Source organism: Veillonella fallax, assembly GCF_020687175.1.
Lineage (GTDB): Bacteria > Bacillota > Negativicutes > Veillonellales > Veillonellaceae > Veillonella > Veillonella fallax.
The window spans coordinates 1-3,343 of record NZ_JAJEQD010000039.1; the positions used below are offsets into that span (position 1 = coordinate 1).

At 39.0% G+C, this 3,343-nt stretch carries 3 protein-coding genes and 1 tRNA gene; 1 reads left to right on the forward strand and 3 read right to left on the reverse strand.

The genetic code is table 11. The features are described 5' to 3' along the window. Positions 1–123 precede the first annotated feature (123 nt). Positions 124–675 (reverse strand): SGNH/GDSL hydrolase family protein, encoded by a 552-nt coding sequence (locus tag LKD20_RS09500; RefSeq protein WP_227721612.1) that lies wholly within the window; start codon positions 673–675, stop codon positions 124–126. Between the two features lie 143 nt (positions 676–818). On the opposite strand from LKD20_RS09500, the gene LKD20_RS09505 reads away from it, so the two are divergent. Continuing rightward, positions 819–1,616: a hypothetical protein gene (locus LKD20_RS09505; RefSeq protein WP_105089860.1), complete on the forward strand. Its 798-nt coding sequence runs from the start codon at positions 819–821 to the stop codon at positions 1,614–1,616. Positions 1,617–1,742: 126 nt separating this feature from the next. On the opposite strand, the gene LKD20_RS09510 is transcribed toward LKD20_RS09505, so the two are convergent. Continuing rightward, entirely contained in the window at positions 1,743–2,966 is a 1,224-nt protein-coding gene (locus LKD20_RS09510) for an MFS transporter (RefSeq protein WP_105089861.1), read from the reverse strand. A 133-nt stretch (positions 2,967–3,099) separates the two neighbouring features. Next, positions 3,100–3,188 (reverse strand) — tRNA-Ser (locus tag LKD20_RS09515). Between the last annotated feature and the right edge of the window lie 155 nt (positions 3,189–3,343).

A 3,343-nucleotide genomic window follows, 5' to 3' on the forward strand; every position in this document is an offset into this window, starting at 1 on the left:
GGGTGATTTGCATAACTATGACAAATTATCTTTCAATGATTGGGATTAAAGTACCAACACGTTTTGTCCTATAACCCGAATTCTTTTTATGCATCTTACCAATTGAATTCTTAGATTTATTTTTTACGATAATCTTGTAAATACTTCTAACGCTTTATAAGCCATCAAACGATAGCCTCGTGCATTAGGATGTACTTCACCAGCAAAGACAATTTGGCCGATTTGATCCGCTTCGTATAATGTTGTATAAAAGTCTATAACCTTCAAATCATGCTCTCTAGCATAGGCTTTCAGTTGTTCATTGACCTCTCGCACCACAATGTCGAGTCCATCCATATCACTATCGATTTGTGTTTCTAAACCAATAATAACCTTCCCCTTTGTGCTCGCTAGTTCAATAGCTTTCACCAAGGTCTTGAACACATATGTGCTATCTCGACCTTGCAAAATATCATTAGTACCACACATTAAGAAGATATGACGCGTTGAATCAGCTACAGCTGTAGGTAGCCATTTTTCAATGTTATAAATCATGCCCTGAACGGAGCAGCCGTCTTCACCATAATTTGTAAAATGTACATTCTCTATAGATGCATCACAAATTTCAACCCACCCTTGGCCATAAGGCACATCATAACCACGGGTAATACTATCGCCAAAACAGATAATTTCCATATCAAGACCTCCTGTACTATGCAATAATCATATAACAAAAAGATGATTATACACAATATACATATTATGGAGTTTTATATGCATTTCTCATGGAATTACATGTATGACTATGGTATACTAATTCCACATAAGAGAGGTCAAAGATGAGAAAACTATATCCCTTTTTAATACTAGCATTAGCAACATTACAATCTGCTAGTGCCATTTCACAATATGAATTAGAGAACAAGCCTACGCAATACCAAGTAGCTTATAATAGCCCTTCAGAGACTGTGTATATCGATTTAAGTACCATCAGTCTAGCACAAGCAGGTCCTACGTATAGTACGCTTCACGCTCGTACAATTAGTCTGTATAAAAATCAGAATATCATTGCTGATTATTCAACTAATTATACATATCATCGAGGTAATACATCTAAAGATATTTATCTTATGGATTGGCATGTAGCACCGGCGAAATTCTACCAAGTAAATGGTGCTCCTATAGGAGCTGCTAACAATCAGCGCTCCGTCCTATCTACAGGTGCTCATGTCGCTACAAAGGGTTCTGCCGTAGCTGAAATAGGACAATTTATTTTACATAATGCATTGGAAATGGAACGTATTACATATACTTCTACGAACCCCTATGTACCGCCACGTCCATATAAGCCAATCAATACACCACCTCCTACAGAAGGTAAGCCATTATTTGGTGTTCAACCACCACCAGGCGTATATAAACCGCTAAACCAATTAGAATCACCTTATACTTCTAATCAACCACGGTTAACACCATCTAAACTAGGTGTATATGGTCCTGTCCCACCACCTTCTCCACAAGGTCCAAGACCTAGTGACTGGATCCTTGATATCCAAAATCAAGATATGCCAGATCCTAATACACCTATGAGTGAATGGAGACCGCAACCGGACTATCACGCACCACAAAAACCATAGGCAATATAACTAATATAAAAACGAAAGAGACTGAACAGCCTCCTACCTTAGGAGAACTGTTCAGTCTCTTTTTTCATATTTTGTTTCTATACGATCAGATGAATGTATTATATTGATACTTTCACATTATTTAAGACGTACAAAGAACAATGCGATGGCACCGATAACAGGAGCGATGGCAAGAGTCATCAATGCAGATTGATAACTACCTGTAGCAGTTAACATGCTACCTAAAATCATAGGTGCCAACATAACACCGATTTGGTTAAATAAGTTTACAAATCCTGCTGTTGTACCTCGTAAATGAGGTGCTGCGGATTGAATTACGAGAGCATTGGTCAATGCACTATGCATGAAAGCGCCAATACCAAGGATTGGACCTGTTATAAAGAGCATATCTGGATTTGTAGTGCTCGCAAAGAGGATCAATGCTGGTGCGAATAAGAACATAACAAGAGCTACTAAATGGTTTTTCTTAATCGGTAAGATATCCGACAAGATACCGATGGTCGGCTTTGCAATAAGGGCTGCTAAACCAAAGGCAGACATTACATGACCTGCATAGATAGCATTAACGCCGAGCTGTTTAACCATGTACAAATTTGACCATTGAGCCACGGCCCAGGTAGCACCTGTAGCAAAGAAGCCTGCAAAGGCAAGACAACAAATATTGCGATTTTTCAAAACATGTAGCAAATTTTCCTTTAAGGAAGTTTTTTCCCCTATATGCGCAGACGCAGCACTCGCCTCTGCTTCTCGTTGCGCCAAGATTTCAGCACTTGGTTTACGAACAGTGAAATAGCTAAGAATGAAAACAAGGATTGGTAATACAGCTGTTAAGAGGAATGCATTTTGCCAACCATAATTAGTAGCTACATATGGTGCGTAAAGGTTTACAGTGGTCAATCCAAGGGATGTACAGGACATAAAAATACCCACTGCAGCACCACGTTGATTAGGACCAAAATAATCCCCAATAGCACTTAAGCAAGATGCTTGAACTGGACCAGATACGATACCTAATAAGAAGCGCAATACCCAACCATAGGTGTAATTATCGATGGTACTCATTAATGCCGTAATAACAGCCATGGCAAGCAAGCTAAACAAAATGGTATAACGGTAACCAATTCGATCCGCTAAGATACCACCTGGTAAAACCATGATGGCATAACCCATATAAAAGGCGGATAAATAAGCCGTACCCATTTGAGGCGTGAAACTCAACGCTTCATTAACAATAGGCATCAAGGACGCCCAAGATAAGCGCATAACAAAACTAATCAAAAATGTTAGCCATACGCTGACAAGAATTAAAATCTGAGTTCGTGAGAAACTAAGTCGATTCATACGAGCTCCTTTCTACAGAATAAAAACATATAAAGTAATCATACTATAAATACAGGGTATTTTACAAACTTCAAAGATTAACAAAATACAATAAAAAGCCCTCTAGGCATAACCTAAAGGGCTTTCTAAATTGTGGCGGAGAGGGTGGGATTCGAACCCACGGCCCCTTGCGGAGTCACTGGTTTTCAAGACCAGCTCCTTAAACCACTCGGACACCTCTCCATAACGGTATTATTATATCAGATTGGCCCAATAATAAGCAACAACGTAATATAAGACAAGAAAAAAGCTGGCTCAAAGTGTAGTGACCCCAAAAAGTTAGACTTTTATTTCCGAGTAACCTAAACTGGTTGCTCGGAATTTTTTTATGCTGCAGT

Coding starts and splice junctions, on each gene's coding strand:
- LKD20_RS09500 (WP_227721612.1), bottom strand. CDS start 675: ATGGAAATTATCTGTTTTGGCGATAGTATTACCCGTGGTTATGATGTG.
- LKD20_RS09505 (WP_105089860.1), top strand. CDS start 819: ATGAGAAAACTATATCCCTTTTTAATACTAGCATTAGCAACATTACAA.
- LKD20_RS09510 (WP_105089861.1), bottom strand. CDS start 2,966: ATGAATCGACTTAGTTTCTCACGAACTCAGATTTTAATTCTTGTCAGC.